General features: G+C 72.9%; 18 protein-coding genes and 1 riboswitch. Of the genes, 8 read left to right on the forward strand and 10 right to left on the reverse strand.

Features of this window, described 5'->3' with window-relative positions:
* Positions 1 to 4: 4 nt before the first annotated feature.
* A complete protein-coding gene (locus DZF91_RS01455; protein ID WP_117355713.1) occupies positions 5 to 556 on the reverse strand; it encodes a PaaI family thioesterase in 552 nt (183 codons plus the stop codon).
* A 138-nt stretch (positions 557 to 694) separates the two neighbouring features.
* Between DZF91_RS01455 and DZF91_RS01460 the strand changes: the two genes are divergently transcribed.
* Positions 695 to 1432: a PaaX family transcriptional regulator C-terminal domain-containing protein gene (locus DZF91_RS01460; RefSeq protein ID WP_117355714.1), complete on the forward strand. Its 738-nt coding sequence runs from the start codon at positions 695 to 697 to the stop codon at positions 1430 to 1432.
* A 29-nt stretch (positions 1433 to 1461) separates the two neighbouring features.
* On the opposite strand, the gene DZF91_RS01465 is transcribed toward DZF91_RS01460, so the two are convergent.
* Positions 1462 to 1869, reverse strand: a complete 408-nt coding sequence (locus DZF91_RS01465) for a YunG family protein (RefSeq protein WP_117355715.1) — start codon at positions 1867 to 1869, stop codon at positions 1462 to 1464.
* Positions 1870 to 2052: 183 nt separating this feature from the next.
* Here DZF91_RS01465 and DZF91_RS01470 point away from each other — a divergent pair, with 183 nt between their 5' ends.
* Positions 2053 to 2241 carry a hypothetical protein gene (locus DZF91_RS01470; protein ID WP_199486338.1) on the forward strand — a complete coding sequence of 63 codons (189 nt, stop codon included), beginning with the start codon at positions 2053 to 2055 and terminating at the stop codon, positions 2239 to 2241.
* A gap of 248 nt (positions 2242 to 2489) precedes the next feature.
* Here the strand turns inward: DZF91_RS01470 and DZF91_RS01475 are convergent, their stop codons facing one another.
* Positions 2490 to 3152 carry a DUF4097 family beta strand repeat-containing protein gene (locus DZF91_RS01475; RefSeq protein WP_117355716.1) on the reverse strand — a complete coding sequence of 221 codons (663 nt, stop codon included), beginning with the start codon at positions 3150 to 3152 and terminating at the stop codon, positions 2490 to 2492.
* 276 nt (positions 3153 to 3428) lie between these two features.
* On the opposite strand from DZF91_RS01475, the gene DZF91_RS01480 reads away from it, so the two are divergent.
* Both DZF91_RS01480 and DZF91_RS01485 read left to right on the forward strand, forming a co-directional pair.
* Positions 3429 to 3827, forward strand: a complete 399-nt coding sequence (locus tag DZF91_RS01480; protein ID WP_117355717.1) for a PadR family transcriptional regulator — start codon at positions 3429 to 3431, stop codon at positions 3825 to 3827.
* Positions 3824 to 4894 (forward strand): hypothetical protein, encoded by a 1071-nt coding sequence (locus DZF91_RS01485; protein WP_117355718.1) that lies wholly within the window; start codon positions 3824 to 3826, stop codon positions 4892 to 4894. Before DZF91_RS01480 ends, DZF91_RS01485 begins: the two co-directional genes overlap by 4 nt.
* 136 nt (positions 4895 to 5030) lie before the next feature.
* Here the strand turns inward: DZF91_RS01485 and DZF91_RS01490 are convergent, their stop codons facing one another.
* Entirely contained in the window at positions 5031 to 5456 is a 426-nt protein-coding gene (locus tag DZF91_RS01490; protein ID WP_147340935.1) for a hypothetical protein, read from the reverse strand.
* Between the two features lie 220 nt (positions 5457 to 5676).
* Here DZF91_RS01490 and DZF91_RS01495 point away from each other — a divergent pair, with 220 nt between their 5' ends.
* From DZF91_RS01495 to DZF91_RS01505, 3 genes are all read left to right on the forward strand, one after another.
* Positions 5677 to 6228: an SgcJ/EcaC family oxidoreductase gene (locus DZF91_RS01495; protein WP_117355720.1), complete on the forward strand. Its 552-nt coding sequence runs from the start codon at positions 5677 to 5679 to the stop codon at positions 6226 to 6228.
* Between the two features lie 30 nt (positions 6229 to 6258).
* Positions 6259 to 6885 (forward strand): NAD(P)-dependent oxidoreductase, encoded by a 627-nt coding sequence (locus DZF91_RS01500; RefSeq protein ID WP_117355721.1) that lies wholly within the window; start codon positions 6259 to 6261, stop codon positions 6883 to 6885.
* A 154-nt stretch (positions 6886 to 7039) separates the two neighbouring features.
* Entirely contained in the window at positions 7040 to 8479 is a 1440-nt protein-coding gene (locus DZF91_RS01505; protein ID WP_117355722.1) for an amino acid permease, read from the forward strand.
* 41 nt (positions 8480 to 8520) lie between these two features.
* On the opposite strand, the gene DZF91_RS39295 is transcribed toward DZF91_RS01505, so the two are convergent.
* From DZF91_RS39295 to DZF91_RS01530, 6 genes are all read right to left on the reverse strand, one after another.
* Positions 8521 to 8697: a hypothetical protein gene (locus tag DZF91_RS39295; RefSeq protein ID WP_158587821.1), complete on the reverse strand. Its 177-nt coding sequence runs from the start codon at positions 8695 to 8697 to the stop codon at positions 8521 to 8523.
* Between the two features lie 93 nt (positions 8698 to 8790).
* Entirely contained in the window at positions 8791 to 9204 is a 414-nt protein-coding gene (locus DZF91_RS01510; RefSeq protein WP_117355723.1) for an acyl-CoA thioesterase, read from the reverse strand.
* 114 nt (positions 9205 to 9318) lie between these two features.
* Entirely contained in the window at positions 9319 to 10491 is a 1173-nt protein-coding gene (gene manA, locus DZF91_RS01515) for a mannose-6-phosphate isomerase, class I (RefSeq protein WP_199486336.1), read from the reverse strand.
* A 216-nt stretch (positions 10492 to 10707) separates the two neighbouring features.
* The gene (locus tag DZF91_RS01520; protein ID WP_328589100.1) at positions 10708 to 11073 is read right to left on the reverse strand and encodes a Fe-Mn family superoxide dismutase; all 366 of its coding nucleotides are present in this window, start codon (positions 11071 to 11073) and stop codon (positions 10708 to 10710) included.
* Between the two features lie 121 nt (positions 11074 to 11194).
* The gene (locus tag DZF91_RS01525) at positions 11195 to 12205 is read right to left on the reverse strand and encodes a ribonucleotide-diphosphate reductase subunit beta (protein WP_235833993.1); all 1011 of its coding nucleotides are present in this window, start codon (positions 12203 to 12205) and stop codon (positions 11195 to 11197) included.
* A gap of 7 nt (positions 12206 to 12212) precedes the next feature.
* Positions 12213 to 14501, reverse strand: coding sequence for a ribonucleoside-diphosphate reductase subunit alpha (locus DZF91_RS01530; protein ID WP_117355724.1), 2289 nt, complete (start codon positions 14499 to 14501; stop codon positions 12213 to 12215).
* A gap of 154 nt (positions 14502 to 14655) precedes the next feature.
* Positions 14656 to 14862: riboswitch (cobalamin riboswitch) on the reverse strand.
* 159 nt (positions 14863 to 15021) lie between these two features.
* On the opposite strand from DZF91_RS01530, the gene DZF91_RS01535 reads away from it, so the two are divergent.
* A partial coding sequence (locus tag DZF91_RS01535; RefSeq protein ID WP_117355725.1) for a hypothetical protein occupies positions 15022 to 15606 on the forward strand: 585 nt, incomplete at its 3' end.

A 15606-nucleotide genomic window follows, 5' to 3' on the forward strand; every position in this document is an offset into this window, starting at 1 on the left:
TCGATCAGCTCCCCTGCGGGACGAAATGCTCCTGCGGAACCTCGATGAACACGCCTGCGGCGCGGACGGCGACCGGCCCGTCCGGACCGCCCGTCCGTGCCTCACCCTCCACGAACGCCTTGCGCCCGTCCACACCCGTGCACCAGGCGCGCAGGTGGACGTCCGCGCCGACCGGGACCGGCGCGAGGTAGTCGGTTTCGAGCCGCCCGGTGACATAGCGGTTGCCGAGCAGCCAGGCGGCCCCGCCGAGCGCCTCGTCCATCGCGGTGGCCAGGACCCCACCGTGGCAGAAGCCGGGGGCTCCCTGGTGCTCTTTCCGGACGGTGAACTCGCACGTCATGACGCCGTCGACCACTCCGCCGTGCCGTATCCGCAGCCCGTTCTCGGCGTCGGTGCCGCAGCCGAAGCAGCCCTCGAACCCGGCCAGCGAGGCGAGCGCGACCACCGCGCCGCCCTCGGCGAGTTCGGGCGTGGCCGCGCCGGGCGGCGGCGTCGTGCGGGGTGAGGCGGGCCCGGGCCGGCCGGGCGAAGAGGCGGCGGACGGGGAGGACGTCATGGCGCACCACACTCCGAGCGTCGTTCGGTGACCCCTCGCAGCGTACGAGGCGGGCGCCCCGGATCCGGCGCCGGACCGGACATTACAACCCGCCTGCACACGTTGGAAGTCCGTAATCACGGTAGGGTCCGGCCCAGGATGTCGAACCACCTGGGACTGCGTCCCCTCACCGCCCGCTCCGTCGTGCTCAGCACGCTGCTCGGCGTGCACCCGCCCCGCCTCCCGGCGCGCTACCTCGTGCGCGTCGGCGAGCGGTTCGGCATCGCCGAGGGCACCGTGCGGGTGGCGCTCTCCCGCATGGTCGCGTCCGGCGACCTCGTCCAGGAGGACGGCGCGTACGCCCTGACCGACCGCCTGCTGTCCCGCCAGCGCCGCCAGGACGAGTCCCGCGAGCCCCGCACCCGCCCCTGGGACGGCACCTGGGAGATCGCCGTCGTCACCGCCGAGCGCCGCCCGGCCGCCGCCCGCGCGGCCCTGCGCCAGGCCATGTCCGAACTGCGCCTGGCCGAGATCCGCGAGGGCACCTGGCTGCGTCCGGCGAACCTCACCCGTCCCCGCCCGGCCATCGTCGAGGACCAGTGCGTCTTCCTCACCGGCCGCCCCGAGCAGCCCCCCGCCGACCTCGCCGCCGCCCTCTGGGACCTCCCGGCCTGGGCCGGAACCGCCCGCGACCTCCTCGACGCCCTCGACGCGTCCGGCACGTTCGCCGAGCAGTTCACCCTCTCCGCCGCCGTCCTGCGCCACCTCCTGAACGACCCGCTGCTCCCCGACGACCTCCTCCCGCCCGCCTGGCCCGGCCCCGCCCTCCGCGCCCAGTACCGCTCCTTCGCCGCCGCCTTCGAACGCCTCATCCTCGAACACGTCCCCACCCCCTGACCCGCGCGGCGACCAGAAGGGCCGCGAGGTCAGTTCTGCCGGGGGTAGTGGCCGAGGTGGGTGGCCATGCGGTCGCGGAGGAGGATGTACTCGTCCTTTCGGAAGCGCGGGTAAGGGAGTGGCCGCTCGACCGTCTCGCGTCTGACGACGCGCTGGCCGTCGCGGAACTGGTCGAGGGTCAGGTCGAGTTCGACGCCGCTGTCCAGCAGGTTCCACCAGTGCATGCAGACCGGCTCGCCGCCCGCCGTGAAGACCTCGCCCCGGACGAGGCGTCCGCCGAAGAAGTCGTGCACGACCAGGGACGTGATGTCGCAGTGCCCCCAGGCGGGATTGGCGGGCGTCCAGGGGGCGCGCTCCACGTCGTCCGGTGAGCAGGTGTCGGCCGCCCAGGTCGCCCGCAGGGCCTTCTCGATCTCGTTCAGCGTCAGCGTCGTCATGAGGGCCACCCTGCCAGGCGTGTCCGACGGGACCGGAGCGGTCTCGGAACGCGGGGGGCGGGACGGAGGGAGTTGATCTTAGGGTGGGGGCAGGACCACTCTGGGGGCGGCGGTGCCGCGGTTCGGGCGAGGGCTGTTCCTCGCCGCCGCCTCCGGTTCGCGGTCGGCGCGGGCCACCGGCGCGTGCTGCCCGTCGCGACGCTGCTCGGCGCGGTGTTCCTGGTCGTGGTGAACCTCGCGACGCGCACCGCGGACCGTCCGAACGACGTCCTCACACCCGAGTTCATCGCCGAGGTGTTCGGTGTGCGCGCCCACATAGGCCCGCACCCGCTCACCGGCCGTCCGCACATCGCCATCGCCTCTCCGGCCTGACGCAACACGCGCGGCCTCCGGCATCCAGCCGGGGGCCGTGCGGCACCGTCCGGCCAGACGGGGCGGCTGAGGAGGAGCGTGCCGCTCCCCTGCCGGAGGACGTCCGGGCGCAGGTCGTCGCTCACGTCCGGAAACTACAGCCTTGATCAATGCGGCCACGCGTCGGGGACGTCAGGGGCGGACGACCGAAGCGGCGACCGAGGGGTCTCGGTCGCCGCGGGCCGGCCGGGCGTTCACGCCGCGCGCGCTCAGAGGCTGCGGGCCGCGATGTCGCCGTTCGGGGTCGTCGCGTGGATCTCCACCACGGCGGTGCCGTCGTTCTTCAGGGCGTTGGTGACGCGGCCGTTGGAGGTGCCCGCGTCCAGGGAGGCCGGGACCCCGGCGGCGACGCCGACCGAGATGTCGCCCGAGCCGGTCTCCAGCACGACCTTGCCGGCCACGGCCTCGGCGATGCGGATGTCGCCCCGCGAGGTGCTGATCTCGGCGGAGCCGCCGAGACGGCCGACCTCCACGTCGCCGTCCACGGCCTTGAGGCGCAGTTCCGCGACGTCCTCCAGCTTGACGACGCGGTACGCGCCCTCGAAGGAGACGTCGCCGAGCCGTCCGGTGGCGCTGAGCTCGGCGGCCTCCGTCTTCGCCTCGATCCGCGACCCGGCGGGGAGCTGGACGGTCACCTCGACGGAGCCGGTGGAGCCGAAGTTCTGGTTCTTCGCCGGGGTCTCGATCCGCAGGACGCCGTCGGCGAACCCGACCGTGGTCTGCTCCGCCGCCTTCACGTCGCGGCCCTTGGAGTCGTTCGCGGGCAGGACCGTCACGGTGGTCTCGGGGCCGTCGGCGGCGATGATCCGGACGCGCCCGGCGGGGACGTTCAGGACGGCGGCGATCGGGGCGGTGGTGTCGAACTTCTGCATCGTGCGCTCCTGGGGGGTGTGGCGGCTCCGCGCCGCCCGCTGTTTCCAACAACGCAAACGCTACGTTGCCTTTCCAGTCTCTGCAAGCTCAGCATTGCAAGATACTTCTATAGTGCCAGCTCAAGCCCATGAAATCGTTGCAACGTCTCTGATAAGAATGCAATACCGCTACCTCCAGTGCATTGCACTTGATGAAGGTGAACGCTACCTCGCGGCAGGCGGAGGGGATTGCGCATAGACAGATCATCGGTATATACAGACGGCATGAGTAGGGCCATGCAGGAACCGACCTTCCTGATCCTCACCGCGCTGGCCGAGGGCGCCCAGCACGGCTACGGGATCATCGCCGACGTCGAGCGCATCTCCGCCGGGCGGACCCGGATGCGCGCCGGAACCCTGTACGCCGCGCTCGACCGGCTGCAGGCCGAGAACCTGATCGCCGCCGACCGCGAGGAGGTCGTGGACGGCCGGCTCCGCCGCTACTACCGCCTCACCGAGGACGGCGCCGCCGCGCTCGCCGCCGAGGTCGAGGCGCTGCGCCGCCGCACCGAGGTCGCGGCCCGCCGGCTGGCCGCGCGCCCGAACCTCGGCGCCACCGCCGCCGCCCTCCGCTCGGCCTCCTCCGCCCTCTTCGCCCCGCCGCCCGCCGGACGTCCGTCAGGGGAACCGTGTTGAGCACACTCGAAGACCGCTACCGCCGCCTGCTGGCCTGGTACCCGGCCGACCACCGCGCCGCCCACGAGCGGGAGATGCTGGACCTCCTGCTGTCGACCGCGCGTCCCGGCCAGACGCGTCCGACCCCGGCGGAGATCGCCGACCTGCTGGCGGGTGCGATCCGGATCCGGCTGCGGCCCGCCCGCAGCGGTGACGGACCGTCCGCGTGGCCCGCGGCCCTCGCCCTCACCGGGTTCCTCGCGCTGCTCCAACTGCTGGCCGACGGCGCGCAGTACGTCATCGACATGTCGTACATCGCGTTGTCCCAGGACGGCGCCGAACGAAAAGCGGTGCTCCTGGAGCCGGTCGTCCACTTCGGCATCGCGTACTGGCTGGCCTGGGCCGCCATCGCCGTCCTGGCCTGGCGCGGCCGACGCGACCTCGCCGCCCGGGCCGCCTGCGCGGTCACCGGCGTCCGGATCATCCTGGCGGTCCACGAGACCTTCTCCGGGACCGGTGCCCTCGGTTCCCTGTCGGGCTCCATGGCGAGGGCGCCGCTGGGCGTCGCGCTGCTGGCCACCGCGTCCCTCATCGCCTCCCCGGGGCCCCTGTACGGCGCCCGCCTCGCCGGACGGGCCCGCGTCGTGATCGCGGCGGTCTCGGCGGCGGTCCTCGCCGCGGTCCTCTCGTTCCCGGGCAGCGACCTGCTGATCAGGTACCTGTCTCCGGGAGGGGACGACGACACGGTCCCCCTGTCGTTCACGCACTACTTCATCGCCTTGGACCGGCTCCGGCTGGCGGGGATGTCGGTGGCCGCCCTCATGGTGGTCGCGGCACTGGCACGGAGCCGGGAGGGCCGCCGCGCCTGCGCCCTCCTGGCGATCGCCGCCGTGCCGGCCCTGGGCGTGCCGGCCACCTCGTTCTTCCCCGCCCTGCTGGACGGCCTGGCCAACCCGCACGGCGGCATCGAACCCACCCGCGCGATCGCCTACGGCCTGGTCGGATTCGTGCTCGCCATGCTCTGCGTCCGCCTGGTCGAACTTCCCGGCCGAGCCCGGACGCGCCCCCGCGAGCAGTCCCCCGGCTGACCCTCGGGCCGACCCGGCCGACCCGGCGACGATCCGCGCCCGGCCGCTTCCAGTCGATCTCTCCCCCGACGGGCCTCACTCACCGCGAGCGAGGCCCGTCACGCCTGTTCAGGGCCCGGATCGCGCGCGAAGCGGGTCAGTGGCAGTCCTGCGCGGCGACCACCAGGTACAGGCCGATGTAGTGGGACGAGTCGAGCGTCCAGAAGCCCCACGTGACGCCCTGTCCGAGCCGCAGCTCGTAGAGCGCCCGGCCGAGGCGGGTCCCGTCCGGAGGGTCCTGCGCGCCGGCGACCTTCGCCTTCAGCCCGTCCCACTGGCGGGACAGCCAGGCGACGCCCTCCTCGGGCGTCCGGGCGACGTGGTCGACGAACCGCGCGGGCTTCCGCAGCCACTCCTGGACGACCAGCGGGGCCAGGTCGGAGGCCGGGTCACGCCGTTCGGCGTCGTTCCGGTACTGGTCGGCGGTCGCCCGCCACAGATGGCAGTGCCAGTGGACGCCCTTGTCCGCCCACGCCGCCGGCTCGCCCCTCCAGAAGTCGTAGTCGAACGACCGCGCGTTCACGTGCACCCCCTCATGGCGCCAGGTCCCTCAGAGCGGAGCCTGACACCCGCGCGCGCCCCGGCGCCGCACCTCCCCGGCGTGGCGGAGTCCGGGACCGGGGCGCGGCGTCGCGGACCGCCGGAAAGGCCGGGGGTTGACAGGCGCGGACGTCCGACCTAATGTCTTCCTCAACGCAGAGACTTCATCAAAGAAGCAACTGCAACAAAGAAGGAGATTCGGGATGAACGCCACCGCCGCCACCAGCACCACCGCCGGCACCGTCACCAGCGCCGACGCCACCGCCATCACCGCCGTCCTCGACCGCCTCACCGCCGCCTGGAACGCCGGGGACGGCGCCGCCTACGGGGCCGAGTTCACCGCCGACGCCACCTACATCACCTACGTCGGCACCCTCTACCAGGGCGCGGACGAGATCGGGCACGCCCACCAGGTGCTGTTCGACAGCTTCGTGAAGGGCACCAAGCTGGCCTCCGAGACGCAGAGCATCCGGATGACCGGTCCGGACAGCGCCCTGGTCGTCACCCGCGGCGCGACCCACATGACCGGTCCGGACAGCGCCCTGGTCGTCACCCGCGGCGCGACCCACAAGGGCGACCGGCCCGCCAAGCTCGACAAGATCCAGACGTACACGCTGGTCCGCGGGGCGGACGGCGCGTGGAAGGTCGCGGCGTTCCAGAACACCAAGCGCAAGCCGCTGATGGAGGCCATCTCCTTCAGGTTCCAGCCCGCCAGCAAGCCCGCCGACCAGCCCGCCGACCGGCCCGCCGCCTGACCCGGCCCGAACGAACCCGAGGATCCCCCCATGCCCTCCGTCGCCGTCGTCGCCGCCACCGGACGCACCGGACGCCTCGTCGTGGAGCGCGCCCTCGCCGCCGGGCACTCCGTCACCGCCGTCGCCCGCCGTCCCGAAGCCCTCGGCATCGAGCACCCCCGGCTGACCGTCCGGGCCGCGGACGTCACCGACCCCGACACCCTCCGCGAGGCCCTGACCGGCCACGACGCCGTGATCTCCGCGCTCGGCTCCCGCGGACGCGGCCCCACCGACCTCTACTCCGCGGGCACCGCGGCGATCATCGCGGCGCTGCCGGAGGGCGCACGGCTCGTCGTGGTCTCGTCCGCCGGGCTCGCCGCCCCGGCGGACGCCGGGCCCGGCACCCGCCTCGCGGCCCGCGCCCTCTACCGGGTCATGCGGCACGCCTATGCCGACATGGAGCGGATGGAGGCGCGGCTCGCCGCCTCCGGGCTGGTCTGGACGGCCGTCCGCCCCACGGGGCTGACCGACCGTCCGGGGACGGGCCGGCCGCGCGTCTCGATCGGCGCGACCGAGCGGGTCGGCAACCGCACGTCCCGCGCCGACCTGGCCGCCTTCATCGTCGACCACCTCGACGACCCGCTCACCTTCGCCCGCCCGGTCGCCGTCTCGTCCTGACCCCCCACGCGGGCGGGGGGGCCGGTCACCGGTTCGTGATCTTCGGGGCGGATGAGCGGACGGTAATTGGGGATTGTCCACAGCAGATAGGGAAGTGTGACGATCGCGGTGCCCCCTTGCCCGTGCGGGGATGCCGCGGAGGAGGGCGACGGCCATGACGCTGTTCGGCGATCTGACCCGACGCAAACCCATCGACCGCATCGACGACGAGGGCGGCGGGGCGGGCGGCGGGCCCGCGCTGACCCGGACGCTCGGCCTCTGGCAGCTCACCGCCATCGGCATCGGCGGCATCATCGGCGCCGGGATCTTCTCCCTCGCCGGGGCCGTCGCGCATGAGGACGCCGGGCCGGCCGTCCTGATCTCCTTCCTGGTCGCCGGGATCGCCAGCGCCGCCGCCGCGCTGTCCTACGCCGAGTTCGCCGGGCTGATCCCGCGCGCCGGTTCCGCCTACACCTACGGGTACGCGGTGCTCGGCGAGTTCACGGGGTGGGCGATCGGCTGGGACCTGCTGCTGGAGTACACCGCGATCGTCGCCGTCGTCGCGATCGGGATATCGGGGTACTTCAACGACCTGCTCGGCTTCCTGGACGTCCACCTGCCGGACTGGATGATGGGCGCGCCCGGCACCGAGCCGCACGGGGTGGCCGCGGGCAGCTACAAGATCAACCTGTTCGCGGCGCTGCTCTGCCTGCTCATCGCCTACGTGCTGAACCTCGGCATGAAGAACGCGGCGCGGTTCGAGTCCGCGCTGGTCTACCTGAAGGTCGGCATCGTCCTGCTGGTCATCGCGGTCGGCGTCTTCAAGATCGACACCGGCAACTACTCGCCGTTCTTCCCGCACGGCTGGGGCGGCGCGTTCACCGGCGCCGCGACCGTCTTCTTCGCCGTGTTCGGCTACGACGCGATGAGCACGGCGGCGGAGGAGTCCAAGGACGCGCAGCGGCACATGCCGAAGGCGATCCTGCTGTCGCTGGCGGTCTCGATGGTGCTCTACGTGGCGGCCTGCCTGGTGCTGACCGGCATGGTCCCCTACACCGAGATCAACCCGACCGCCGCGTTCTCCTCGGCGTTCAAGTCCGTCGGGATGAACGGCCTCGGCATGGTCATCGCGGTCGGCGCGATCGTCGGCATCCTGACCGTCCTGTTCACCTTCATGATGGGCGCGACGCGGGTGTGGTTCGCGATGAGCCGGGACGGCCTGCTGCCCGGCTGGTTCGCCCGCACCCACCCGACCCGGCACGTCCCGACCCGGATCACCTGGATCCTCGGCGGCGGCTCGGCGCTGATCGCCGGGTTCTTCCCGATCGCCGAGGCCGCCGAGCTCACCAACATCGGCATCCTGCTGGCGTTCATCGTGGTCTGCGCGGCCGTGATCGTGCTCCGCTACCGGCGGCCCGACCTGCCCCGCCAGTTCCGGACGCCGCTGATGCCGGTCGTCCCGCTGGTCGGGATCGGCTTCTCGATCTGGCTGATCACGTTCCTGCAGTGGCAGACGTGGGTGCGGTTCGCGGTCTGGTTCGCGCTCGGCTGCCTGGTCTACTTCGGCTACGGCCGCCGCCGCTCGCTGCTCAACACCGCGGACGCCGAGGAGTAGCGGACGCCGAGGAGCAGCGGCCCGTCCGGGCCTCCCGGCCGTCAGCTCTCGACCGGGAGGTCCGGCAGGTTGTGGATGTTGGCCTTCTGGACGCGCAGGACGGCGTCGTCGTCCTTGAAGAAGGTCACGACGCCGCCCTCCTCCACGATCTGGTCGGCGTCCACGGTCTCGGTGACCGGCTTCTCGGCCGGTCCGTACACCACCCTGTACTCAGTCATGATCCGGGCCTACCTGGCGGAAGGTCAGGGAAAACTCCGCCGTCCCACCGGAAACGGAAAGCCCGTCGGCCGTCGCCCGTCGGCCGTCGGCCGTCAGGCGGCCACGAGCTTCTCCATCTCGGCGCGGACGGCCCCGGTGATCTCCCGCGGACGGCGGCTCTCCCGGCCCACGAAGACGTGCACGAAGTGCCCCTCGGCGACGAGCGTCCCGTCCGACCGGTACATCCCGATCTCCCAGCGGACGCTCGACCGGCCGAGCCGCCCGATCCGCAGCCCCATCCGGATCGTGTCGGGGAAGGACACCTCGGCCTTGTACACGCAGTGCGACTCCACGCACATCGCGATCGCCTCACCGCCCAGCGGGTCGAACCCGGCCGTCCGGATCATCCACTGGTTGATCACGGTGTCCATGAGCATGTAGTGGACGACGTTGTTCACGTGCCCGTACACGTCGTTGTCGTTCCACCGGGTCGGGACCGTCTCCCAGTACGCGTAATCGCCGCTCATGCCCGCCGAGCCTAGTGAGCGCCCCCGCCCGTCCTCCGGCCGCCCTCGGGCGACCCGTCCGCCCGCCCCTCGGGCCGCCTCGGACCACTCGTCCGGGCGCTCCTCCGGCCGCGCTCAGGCGACGGTGGCGCGGAAGACCTCGCCCTCGCCGGTCAGCTCGACCGGCCCGCCCCGGAACGGGACGAACAGCGCCTCCCCGCGCCGCAGCCGCTCGGTGCGGCCGTCCCGGGCGACCGACACCGCGCCGTCCAGGCACAGCAGCGCGCTCGGCCCCGGCCGGTCCAGGACGATCCGCGCCGCGCCCGGCACGCACCGCGTCAGCCGGAACCCCGCCGCCGGGGACGGGAACACGCCCTCGCCGTTCGGCGCGGGCTCGGCCTTCAGCGGCACCGGGTCGAACGCGCCGAAGTCGGCGACGGCCAGGACCTCCGCGACGTCCACGTGCTTGGGCGTCAGGCCGCCGCGCAGCACGTTGTCGGAGCTGGCCAGGATCTCCACGGCCGTCCCGCGCAGGTAGGCGTGCAGCGTGCGCGGCGGCACGTTCAGCGCCTCCCCCGGCTCCAGCCGGACCAGGTTCATCAGCAGCGACGTGACCGGGCCGGTGTCGTCCGGATGCAGGTCGGCGAGCCGTTCCACGACCCGGTAGGGGTCGTCGCCGAGCCCCGCGCACGCCTTCCGGACGTCCTCGACCAGCGCGCGCCGCTCCCCGGCGGGCCAGGTGAGCAGCGTCTCCACGGCGCGCTTGGCGTCCCCGGCGGTGAGCGCCGCCACGACGCCGTCCAGCGCCGGGACGCCGAGCGCCGCGACCAGCCCGGCCGCCTCGCGCGGCTCCCGCAGCCCGCACAGCGCGTCGAACGTCGTCAGCGCGCAGACCAGCTCGGGTTTGGCCGAGTCGTCCCGGTAGTTGCGGTCGGACGCGTCCGGGGCGAGGCCCGCCGCGTTCTCCCGCGCGAACCCCGCCCGCGCCTGCCGCTCGTCCGGGTGCACCTGGAGGGACAGCGGGTGCTCGACCGCCAGCACCTTCAGCAGGAACGGCAGCCGCTCCCCCGCGCCCGGTCCCAGCGCCGCGCCCGCGTCGCCCGCGATGTACTCGGGCAGCGTCCGGCCGTCCCCGAGCAGCCGCGCCGGCGCGTCCGGATGCGCCCCGACCCACAGCTCGGCCTGCGGCTCGTCCCCGGGCACGCGTCCGAGCAGCTCGGCCAGCACCGTCCGCGACCCCCAGGCGTAGGAGCGGACGGTGCAGTCGAGCCGCACCAGCGCGGCGGACGTCGTCACGGCAGTTTCCATCCCGTATGGGATACAGCACGGGGGCCGTCTCCGCATACTCGGGCCGTGCCCGCGCGCGCCGCGTGGCGTCCGGACGGTCCTCCGACCAGGGGGCTTCCGACCGGGGGCTTCCGATCGTGAAGGCTCCGGGGGTGCGGCGCCCGCCTGGTCGCGAGGAAAGGTTCTGAGCACGATCCCGGCCAGGCGGACGCCGCACGTTTCGGGGCGGCCGGTGGCTCAGGCGCTGCGGGCGGCGTCGAAGCGCGCCGTGACGTCCGTCCAGTTCACCAGGGACCAGAGCTTCTGGACGTAATCGGGCCGCACGTTGCGGTACTGGAGGTAGTACGCGTGCTCCCACGCGTCGAAGACCAGCAGCGGGGTGGTGCCGGCGCCGACGTTGCCGTGGTGGTCGTAGACCTGCTCGACGACCAGGCGGCGGCCGAGGGGCTCCCAGGCGAGGACGCCCCAGCCGGAGCCCTGGACGGTCGAGGTGGCCGTGGTGAGCTGCTTCTGGAAGGCCTCGAAGGAGCCGAAGTGCTCGCCGATGGCGGCGGCCAGCTCGCCGTCGGGCGGTCGCCTCCGTCCGGCGAGAGGTTCTGCCAGAAGATCGAGTGCAGGACGTGGCCGGACAGGTTGAACGCGAACGTCTTCTCCAGTCCGACCAGCCCCGCGTACTGCTCCTTGTCCCGCGCCTCCGCCAGCACGCGGAGTGGCGCCCGGTCGGCTAGAACGCCTCGTCGAAGGCCACGGAGCCCTCCACCCCGATCTGGTAGGCCGAGACGCGGCGCTCGAAGAAGTTGGACAGCTCCTGGACGTCCTGGAGCTCCATGAAGGCGAACGGGTTGGCGGTGCCGTAGCGGGCGGGCAGGCCGAGGCGGGTGAGCCGCTGGTCGGCGACGTACTCCAGGTAGCGGCGCATGTCGTCGGCGCTCATGCCGGGCATCCCGTCGCCGCACAGGTCGCGGGCGAAGGCGAGTTCGGCCTCGACGGCCTCCTCCATCATGCGGGTGACGGCGGCGGTCAGCTCGGCGTCGAACAGGTCCGGCTCCTCGGCGCGGACGGTGTCCACGACGGAGAACGCGAACTCCATGTGCATGGACTCGTCGCGGAAGACCCAGTTCGTCCCGGACGCCAGGCCGTTCAGCAGGCCCCGCGAGCGCAGCCAGTAGACGTAGGCGAACGCGCCGTAGAAGAACAGCCCCTCGATGCAGGCCGCGAAGCAGACCAGGTTGAGCAGGAAGGCGCGGCGGTCGTCGCGGGTGGCCAGCCGGTCGAGCTTGTCGATCGAGTCCATCCAGCGGAAGCAGAACTCGGCCTTGGCCCGGATGGACGGGATGTGCTCGATCGCCGCGAACGCCTTGGCGCGCTCGTCGTGGTCGGGCAGGTAGGTGTCCAGCAGGGTCAGGTAGAACTGGACGTGGACGGCCTCCTCGAAGAGCTGCCGGGACAGGTAGAGGCGGGCCTCCGGCGCGTTCACGTGCTTGTAGAGGTTCAGCACGAGGTTGTTCGCCACGATCGAGTCGCCCGTCGCGAAGAACGCGACCAGGCGGTTGACCAGGTGCAGCTCCTCGGGGCTGAGCCGGGCCAGGTCGGCGAGGTCCGATGCGAGGTCCACCTCCTCGACCGTCCAGGTGTTGCGGATGGCGGCGCGGTAGCGCTCGTAGAAGTCGGGGTAGCGCATGGGCCGCAGGGTGAGGTCCATGCCGGCGTCGAGCAGCATCTCGTTGGTCTCCACGTCTTTCTTACTGGCAGGCTTCGCAGGTCTCGGGGTTCTCCAGCGAGCAGATGACGGCCTCGGTCGCCGAGACGGTCGTCTGCGCGATCCGGGTCGCCGGACGGCTGCGCAGGTAGTAGGTGGTCTTGACGCCGCTCCGCCAGGCGTAGGCGTACATCGAGGAGAGCTTGCCGATGGTCGGGGTCTCCAGGAACAGGTTCAGCGACTGCGACTGGTCGACGAACGGGGTGCGCGCGGCGGCGAGGTCGATCAGCGCCTTCTGCGGCAGCTCCCAGGCCGTCCGGTAGAGGGCCCGGACGTCGTCCGGGAGGTCGGCGAGGCCCTGGACGGAGCCGTTCGCCCGCTTGATCGCCTCGCGGACCTCCGGCAGCCACAGGCCCTCGGCCTTCAGGTCGCGGACGAGGTACTGGTTGATCTGCAGGAACTCGCCGGACAGCGTCTCGCGCTTGAACAGGTTGGACACCTGCGGCTCGATGCACTCGTAGCAGCCCGCGATGGACGCGATCGTCGCGGTCGGCGCGATCGCGACGAGCAGCGAGTTGCGCAGGCCGGTGCGGGCGACGCGGGCGCGCAGCGCGTCCCAGGCGTCCGGACGGGTGATCGCGGCGTCCGGGAAGTGGTCGATGTGGAGCTGGCCGCGCGCGGTCCGGGTCTGGTCGTACGCCGGGTGCGGGCCGTGCGCCTCGGCGAGGTCGGCGGACGCGCCGTACGCGGCGAGCGAGATCTCCTCGGCGATACGGGTGGACAGCTCCCTGGCCTCGTCCGAGTCGAACGGCAGGCGCAGCTTGAAGAACACGTCCGCGAGGCCCATCACGCCGAGGCCCATCGGACGCCACTTCTTGTTCGCCTTCTCGGCCTCCTCGGTCGGGTAGAAGCCGCGGTCGATCGTCCGGTCCAGGAAGCGGACGGCGGTGCGGACGGTGGCGCGCAGCCGCTCCCAGTCGACGGTCCCGCCGACGACGTGCGCGCCGAGGTTGACCGAGCCGAGGTTGCAGACGGCGGTCTCGCCGTCGCTGGTCACCTCCAGGATCTCGGTGCACAGGTTCGACAGGTGGACGACGTTGCCCTTCTCGGCCGTCTGGTTGCAGGCGCGGTTGGAGATGTCCTTGAAGGTCATCCACCCGTTCCCGGTCTCCGCGAGGGTTCTCATCATGCGGCCGTAGAGGCGGCGCGCGGAGATCGTCCGGACGGCCTTGCCCTCGGCCTCGGCGGCGCGGTAGGCGCGGTCGAAGTCGTCGCCGTAGAGGTCGGTCAGCTCGGGGACGACCTTGGGGTCGAACAGCGACCAGTCCTCGTCGCGCTCGACGCGGCGCATGAACTCGTCCGGGATCCAGTTGGCGAGGTTCAGGTTGTGCGTGCGGCGGGCGTCCTCGCCGGTGTTGTCGCGCAGCTCCAGGAACTCCTCGACGTCGGCGTGCCACGGCTCCAGGTACACGCAGGCCGCGCCCTTGCGCCGGCCGCCCTGGTTGACGGCCGCGACGGACGAGTCGAGCGTCCGCAGCCACGGGACGATCCCGTTCGACAGGCCGTTGGTGCCCTGGATGAGCGAGCCGCGCGACCGGACCCGCGTCCAGGAGATCCCGATGCCGCCCGCGTACTTGCTGAGCCGCGCGACCTGCGCGTACCGCTCGTAGATCGACTCCAGCTCGTCGCGCGGCGCGTCCAGCAGGAAGCAGGACGAGAGCTGCGACCGGCGCGCGGCGCTGTTGAACAGCGTCGGCGACGACGGCAGGTACGACAGCGTGGACAGCAGCCCGTACAGCTCGCGGACGTCCTCGACGGTCTCGGCGAGCCCGACCGCGACCCGCATCAGGAAGAACTGCGGCCGCTCCAGGACGCGCCGGGTCTCCGGGTGCCGCCACAGGTAGCGGTCGTAGACGGTGCGTAGGCCGAAGTGCTCGAACCGGTCGTCGGCGGACTCGTCCACCAGCGCGTCCAGCGCCTCGGCGTTGGCGGCGGCGAACGCAGCGGGGCCGTCGGCCATCAGGCCCGCGCGGTGCGCGGCGGCGGCCGACTCCGCGAACGTGCGGACGCCTTGCGACGCGGCCTCGTCGGCGATGTGCGCGTTCAGCAGGCGGGCGGCGACCCGCGAGTAGGCGGGTTCGACCGCGACCAGCGCGGCGGCCTCGGCGATCGCCTGCTCCCGCAGGGCCGCCGCGTCGGCGGTCCCGGCGGCGCGGACGGCGGCCAGGACGCGTCCCGGCTCGGCGTCCGGGAGTCCCGCGCAGGCCCGTCCGACCTCGACCTCGAGCGCTCCCCGTGCGGTCTCCACCGGCGCGACCAGCTGCTGCGTCATGTGCCCTCTTCCCCTCGCATCTCCCTCGGGGAGGCCGGGGCGAGCGCGCGGCACCGGCCCACCGCGGGACGCGCCCGGAAAGGGCGTGCCCGGCGGCGCCCCCGGCGTTTCCGGGCAGGCTCGCGCACTCGTCCGCCGGCCTCCCGCGAGGCTCCGGACGATCGTCGTGCGGGCAGGTCTTCGGACTCGCGGGCGACGGCCGGCGCCCATGGCGCCGCCCGGCCTACTGACCGTCGCTTCCCGGTCCGCGCGCGGCGGATCCAGTGCTTCGTTGACGGCGGTCGTTCCCGCTCACCGCTGCGGGGCAGTCCCGGATTCCCACCGGGTTCCCTCTTGCGACGCCCGCACCACCGCTCGACGCGTGGCGGCGCGGAGCGGCGGTGCGGGCGAACCAGCACGGGGCTTGACCCTACATCTTGAGGCGGCTCACTTTGCAACCCCAACATGTTGGGCGTGTTCGGAGACCTATCCCGGGGGTCGGGTAGGCGGCGCGGGGCGGGGATGGCACCATGGGACGGTCATGACCGCCGCCCCGCACCCCGGGGCCGCGCCCCGGTCCGACCGGTCCGCGGCCCCGCCCCACCGGCCGAGCCACCGGCTCGCGCGCGCCCTGGTGTTCTCCACCGTGTGCGTCGCGCTGGCGACGCTCGGCCATGCGCTGGCGGCGTCCACGGCCGTCCCGGCGTGGGCGGCGCTGACCGGGTTCGCGGGGGTGCTCGCGGCCACCTACGCGCTGACCGGGCACGAGCGCTCACTGCCCACGGTCGCGGGCGGGCTCGTCGGCGGGCAGTTCGCGCTGCACGCCCTGTACACCAGCGCGTGCGGGTCGTGCGCGTCCGTGGTGCGGCCTGTCGGCGGGGTTTCGTCGATGCACGACGGCCACCACATGACGGTCGTCGTCCCCGCGCACGGGCCCGGCGCGGCGATGACGTTCGCGCACCTCGCGGCCGGTCTGGTTTCGGGCTGGTGGCTGTGGCGCGGCGAACGCGCCGCCTGGTCGCTCGCCCGCCGCGTCGCGTCGTTCGCGGAGCGGCCCGTCCGGGTGCTGCTGGCGCTGCTCGCAGTCGCCGCCGAGGCCGTCGCGCCGCCCGCGCCCGTCCCGGCC

The organism is Actinomadura logoneensis (assembly GCF_003428695.1).
Taxonomy (GTDB): domain Bacteria; phylum Actinomycetota; class Actinomycetes; order Streptosporangiales; family Streptosporangiaceae; genus Spirillospora; species Spirillospora logoneensis.